The organism is Bacillus sp. mrc49 (assembly GCF_002803435.1).
Window position 1 is genome coordinate 1 of record NZ_PHNG01000667.1, and the last position, 6,151, is coordinate 6,151.

The 6,151-nt window shown below is 44.7% G+C and carries 6 protein-coding genes and 1 pseudogene; all 7 read right to left on the reverse strand.

Annotation, left to right across the window (positions count from 1 at the left end; translation table 11 throughout):
- Positions 1 to 1,120 (reverse strand): S41 family peptidase (locus CVN76_RS09850; protein WP_100531104.1); only part of this gene is annotated, 1,120 nt, incomplete at its 3' end.
- Between the two features lie 142 nt (positions 1,121 to 1,262).
- The gene (locus CVN76_RS09855) at positions 1,263 to 2,636 is read right to left on the reverse strand and encodes a murein hydrolase activator EnvC family protein (protein ID WP_100531105.1); all 1,374 of its coding nucleotides are present in this window, start codon (positions 2,634 to 2,636) and stop codon (positions 1,263 to 1,265) included.
- Between the two features lie 93 nt (positions 2,637 to 2,729).
- Entirely contained in the window at positions 2,730 to 3,623 is an 894-nt protein-coding gene (gene ftsX, locus CVN76_RS09860; protein ID WP_100531106.1) for a permease-like cell division protein FtsX, read from the reverse strand.
- Positions 3,613 to 4,299, reverse strand: coding sequence for a cell division ATP-binding protein FtsE (gene ftsE, locus CVN76_RS09865; protein WP_061141190.1), 687 nt, complete (start codon positions 4,297 to 4,299; stop codon positions 3,613 to 3,615). The genes ftsX and ftsE overlap by 11 nt, the downstream gene beginning before the upstream one ends.
- Positions 4,300 to 4,597: 298 nt before the next feature.
- Positions 4,598 to 4,936 (reverse strand): cytochrome c551, encoded by a 339-nt coding sequence (gene cccB, locus CVN76_RS09870; protein ID WP_100531107.1) that lies wholly within the window; start codon positions 4,934 to 4,936, stop codon positions 4,598 to 4,600.
- A 49-nt stretch (positions 4,937 to 4,985) separates the two neighbouring features.
- Entirely contained in the window at positions 4,986 to 5,849 is an 864-nt protein-coding gene (locus tag CVN76_RS09875) for a YitT family protein (protein ID WP_100531108.1), read from the reverse strand.
- 177 nt (positions 5,850 to 6,026) lie between these two features.
- Positions 6,027 to 6,151: pseudogene (gene prfB / locus CVN76_RS09880) on the reverse strand (peptide chain release factor 2); the annotation flags it as partial.

Genomic DNA, 6,151 nt, shown 5'->3' on the forward strand with positions numbered 1-6,151 from the left:
CCGGCTGCTTCACCTTGATCGTCGGTTCGATCCCTTTTTTATGGATCCAGTTCCCTGAAGGCGTCAGCCACTTATACAGGGTAAGTTTAATCTTACTGCCATCCCCCATCGGTACAGCCTGCTGCACGGTCCCTTTCCCGAAGGTCTTCTCCCCGATCAATGGGTAGCCTCCCGCCTCCTGCATCGCTCCAGCTAGGATTTCCGAGGCAGAGGCGCTCCCTTTATCCGTCAAGACTGCAATGGGATAATCTTTCGCTTTCTTGAGGGTTGTAAAAAACGATTGCCTTTCGCCCGTTCGTTCGGCTATTTGCAAAAAAGGTTTTTCTTTTGTAATGAACTCTCCAAGAATCGTTTCCACACTTGAAAGAAGGCCGCCTGGATTGCCGCGTACATCTATGACCAAGCCTTTGATCCCTTGCTTTTCTAACTGCTTCATCTGCTTTTTGAAATCTGCCGCCGTATTTTCCGAGAAAGTGGTTAACTCGATGTAGCCAATCTGTTCCCCGCCCACTTCTTTAACGGATGAAAATACGGTATCCAGCGGTATTTCAGCACGCACCATATTGAACTCAAGTGGATTGGAAACCCCCGCTCGCTTTACTTCCATTTTGACGGGTGAGCCCTTTTCGCCCCGAATTTTCAGGCGTGTTTCATACAGATCCAAGCCCTCGACACTCTCTCCATTCACCTTAAGGATTTGGTCTTTTGGCTTCAAGCCCGCCTTTTCGGCTGGCGAATCCTTGTAAGGAGAAACGATTATGACCTTGCCATCTTCCATGCCGATTTCAGTCCCTATCCCTTCGAAAGAGGAATCCAAGGTTTCATTGAATTGCTTGGCGGTCTCCTTGTCCATATAAACGGAATAAGGGTCTTTCAAAGATGATAACATGCCTTGGATCGCCCCTTCCACCAAACGGGAGCCATCCACCTGCTCGACATACTCACTGACGATCAAGCCATAAGCTTGCTCCACTTTTGCCCATTCCTTATCCTTGGATACGGCTGGGCTTTCAGGGTTTGTTTCCTGTTTATCCGGGAGGCTTGTCCAATATATGCCCCCCACTGCTCCAATGGCTAGTGATATGATGATTGCTAGCGGAAGTACCCATTTTTTGACCATATTTATCCCCATTTCTGACCTGATATGTATTCCACTATATGTGGCGCCGGGCAAGAATATTCCCTGAGTATAATGGTGAATGAACATAAAAAAACAGACCAAGGATTTATCCTGGTCTGTTTTATTGCAATAATATGGGGTATTAATTAGGTATATAGTTTAATGGATTGACAGCATTCGATTTGCTATAATTCCATGCGCCTTTATGCAGCTCGAAGTGCAAATGCTGTCCAAATGAATGGCCTGTGTTACCCATGATGCCCACTTGTTGGCCTTTGGCAACCACAGCACCCTCACTTACTTGTCTAGAGCGTAAATGTGCATAAACCGTAGTCCATTGCTGCCCGCCGATTGAATGGGTAACGAAGACGACGTTTCCGTATGTACTGGAGTGGTAAGAACGGCTTACGACCCCGTCGGCTGCCGCTACAACCGGAACCGTTCCACTAGCAGCAATATCAATGCCGGCATGCTGTTTATTCCAGCGTTCACCCATTGTCGAAGATACATATCCTGCACTCGGTCTTGTGAATGTACCCGATGATACCGCAGGGACTTCACTTACATTGGACGAAGGAGCTGGCGCTGAACTGCTTTTTGCGCTAGGTTCCGGAGAAGAAGATTGTTGCTTGGATTCCGACGCTTGTGATGCTGCTTTTGCAGCTGCTTCTGCCGCTTCCTGCTCTGCACGTTTTTTTGCTTCGGCTGCCGCTTTTTTACGGGCGGCTTCCAATTCCGCAAGACGTTGATGTTCTAGGCTGATGGCTGATTTGATGGCTTTTTCCTGAGCGGAAAGGTTCGCTTTTTCTTCCTCTAAGCCCATCTTCTCGTCTTCATGCTTTTTAGTTTGTTCCTTCAGCTGCTTGACTAAAGCGTCCTTTTCCTGCTTTTGCTGTTTTTGCTGCTTTTGGATTTCCAATAGTTCAGCTTTTGCCACTTCCAAACTAGCAAGCTTCGTTTCAACAGCATTTTGTTTTTCTTCAAGATCTTTTTTATCAAGTTCATGCTGCTTCAAAATATCCCGGTCGGCCTCAGCGATCGTTGCTACAGCTCCAACACGGTCCACTAAATCTCCAAAACTTGATGATCCGAATAGCACTTCAAGGTAGTTGACATCCCCGCCAGTTTCCTGGAAAGAAAGTGCCCTCTCCTTCAATACTTCATTACGTTTGGCGATCCGTTCTTTCAATACTTTAATCTCTTTTTTCAATGCTTCGATTTCGTTTTTCGTTTGTGTAATTTCAGCATTTTTAGCATCGATTTTTTTGTCGGATTCTGCAATTTTCGCTTCGATTGCATCGATTTGTTCTTCTGCAGTCATTTGCTTATCCTGAAGGTTATCGATTTTCTTCTCCGTGTCAGAAATGTTCGATTCAACACCTGAACGTTTTTCCTGAATCGATTCTTTCTGCTTTTCCAGATCCGATATGGACTCAGCATGAACGGATGGTACTGCCAGAAGGCTTCCCAATCCGATCATGATGGAAGCATTCATGGCAATGATATTTTTTTTCAACGTTTCATATCCCCTTTCAATCCCGTCACATCAATTGCCTTGCAACGTCTCTCTATCTATACCAAGCTTCTTTTTTAATAAAAGGAGCAACTTTTATACTTTCAAGAATTTCCTGACGGACATCAAGCTGCCCCATATCCCGATGACGGCACCTATCACGATGAGGATTGCCGATACTTGATAAATAAATGGGTTTGCAGGAAGAAGCTCTACGAACTTGAACGTAATCTGCGGTGCTGCATATTTATAAAGATTGTAATAGAGTACGGAAATCAGGCCTATCGGCACGATTGCACCGAGAATTCCCAACCAAAGCCCCTCGAGGAAGAATGGCCAGCGGATGAATGTGTTCGTTGCCCCTACCAATCTCATGATCTCGATTTCTTTCCTTCTAGCTACAATGGTGATTTTGATCGTATTTGAAATCAGGAACATTGCAGTGAATAGTAAACCTACAATGAGGACGATCCCTATGTTTCTCGCAATATTCACGAAGCTGAATAGCTTCTCTACGTATCCTTGGCCATATTTGACGCTTTGGATATAATCAAAGCCTTCGATCTTTTTTGCCACCTTGATGACATCCTGCGGAGACTTCGTTTTGATGATATAAACGTCCCTTAAAGGGTTGTCCTGTTCAAATGGTTTAAAAGCTTCGCCATTATCACCTAGATCATCTATCAAATTCGTAAGCTCTTCATCTTTAGGGGAGAAAATGACTGATTCAATGCCATCCATCTCCGTTATTTGTTTTCCGATTGCTTTTATATCGTTTTGATTCGCTGCATTATCTATATGTGCGCGAACTTCGACATCCTTCTCCACATTTCCCGCGATATGATTCAAATTCATCATGAGTACTAAAAAGACGCCTACCAATGTTAGAGTTACCGTTACTGCACTTACTGAAGCGAACGTCATCCATCCATTACGGCCAATGTTTTTAAAACTTTCACGGAAGTGACGGAGCAATGTTCTAAATTTCATATCCGTAATCACCTCGATGTTCATCGCGAACGATTTTTCCACTTTCAATGGCAATGACACGTCGTTTGATATTGTTGACGATGTCCCTATTATGGGTGGCCATTACTAGTGTCGTTCCGCGTTTATTAATTTCTTCAAATATGTTCATGATTTCCCACGATGTTTCAGGATCAAGGTTCCCTGTAGGCTCATCCGCGATGACTACCTTGGGATCATTGACGATCGACCTGGCAATCGCTACCCTTTGCTGTTCCCCGCCAGATAACTCCGAAGGAAGCATTCTGGCTTTATGCTTGATGCCAACCAGATCAAGGACTTCCATGACTCTCTTTTTGATCTCTTCCGGTTCCTTTTCGATGACTTCCATGGCAAATGCCACATTTTCATATGCTGTGAATGTTTGAAGGAGTTTAAAATCCTGGAATACCATACCGATATTGCGGCGGAATAGAGGAACTTTCGAATTGCGGATACTTGGCAGGCTAAGTCCATTGACCAAGATATTACCACTAGTCGGCTTTTCTTCCCTGTACATCATCTTGATGAAGGTCGATTTACCGGCACCGCTGGGCCCTACTACATATACGAACTCGCCTGGCTTGATTTTTACGTTGATCCCATTAATGGCAATGACGCCATTTGGGTATGTCTTTTTCACATCTATCATTTCTATCATTTTAAAACCACCTAATTTGCTTGAATTATCTTTATGTAATTACAGCTTTTTCGACAATTTCCATTGAATTCTGACAGGAATCGCTCTTACTTGAGCACAGACACATTATAACATCAAATTTTGTCAAATTAAGCATTAATAATATTACAGTTTCATTTCAGTCGGTCATATATCAACATCTACGTAATATTTCCAGTAATTGTTTGTTCGATAAGGATTCAATGTGAGGGGTACCGGGGATTTATAAGGGGAATGCTTAATGAAACGCCCTGCTGATGCAGAACGTTCCGGCGATCACTTACTTATGTTTTGCAAGCCATTCGGCGACCAGGCTGGCTTCTTTTCCCTGGATGATACCCTTTGGCATTGCACCTTGCCCATTTGCAATGACCTTTTCGATATCAGCCTTCGTCAACTTCGAGCCCACTTTCGTCAAATTCGGCCCTACGCCGCCTTCGAGATTCACCGCATGGCAGCTCGAGCATTTGTTTTCATAAATCTTGGCGGCATCACCTGCGCCTGCCGTTGTCGTTTCACCACTATCTGCCGGCTGTTTATCTGACGCATCATCGTTCCCGCCACATGCAGCCAATGCCAAAGAAGTGCCCAAGACTAAAGCTGCCCATTTCATTTTCATTGAATTTACCCCCTCTTCCTATTACCAATACAAGAACATTATACCAATGTCATTCCAGTTTAAAACCCTCCCCCAGCACTTCCGATGCGTCCGTGACGATTACAAACGCTTTAGGGTCAACGAGTTTCACCAATTGTTTCAATTTGGTGAATTCGGACTGGTCTATTACACACATCATGATTGGACGGGTGTCGTCCGTATACCCGCCATAACCGGATATCCCGGTTACCCCGCGATCCAGCTCATGTATGATAGCGTCCCTTACATCGCGTTCATTATTCGTGATGATCAGTGCCATCTTGGATCGATTCAGCCCTACTTGGACAAGATCGATCGTTTTACTTGTCACATACAATGCAATCAAGGCATAAAGCCCTTTTTCAATATCAAAAACGATGGCGGCACTTAATACGATGATGCCATCGATAATGGCAACACAAACCCCCAGTGACATATGGGTGTACTTGTGAAAAATCTGCGCAGCTAAGTCGGTGCCTCCTGTCGAGCCTTTCCCACGAAAGACAATACCTAGTCCAAGACCGACCATCAACCCGCCGCAAATGGAACCAAGCAGGGCATCATTCGTCCAAGCATCCCATTCTTTTGTCAGAAATACCACTAAAGGCAAAAACAATGTCCCAATCAAGCTTTTGGCTCCGAAATGCCTTCCCAGGATGATAAGTCCCGCAATGAATAAAGGAATATTGAAACCCCACAGCACATAGGCTGGCTCCCAGCCGAGAGTGGACCTGAGGATCGTACTGATCCCGCTGACCCCGCCCGATGCAACTTGGTTGGGCAGCAGGAAAACATTAAAACCGATGGCAATTATGGCTGACCCCACGATTACCAATCCATATTCGATTAACTTTTGCATCAAAGGGGGCTTCGGCTCCCTGTATCTTTTTCTCATTCTTTATTATCTCCTCAAACCATCATTCATCATTATGTAGTATTGGCGGATCATAGCATGGCATCCCTTTTCATACCCTGTAAAAATAATCCAGACGGCTTATTTTGGCAGAACGTGTAAGGCAAGCATGATTTTCATACAAAAAGCCGGACCATAGAACGGTCCGGCCATTATATCTTATAGTTTTGAACGCAAGTACGCATCGATGAACATATCAATATCCCCATCCATGACCGCACCCAAGTTCCCGGTTTCCGCACTCGTACGGTGATCCTTGACCATGGAATACGGATGGAAAACAT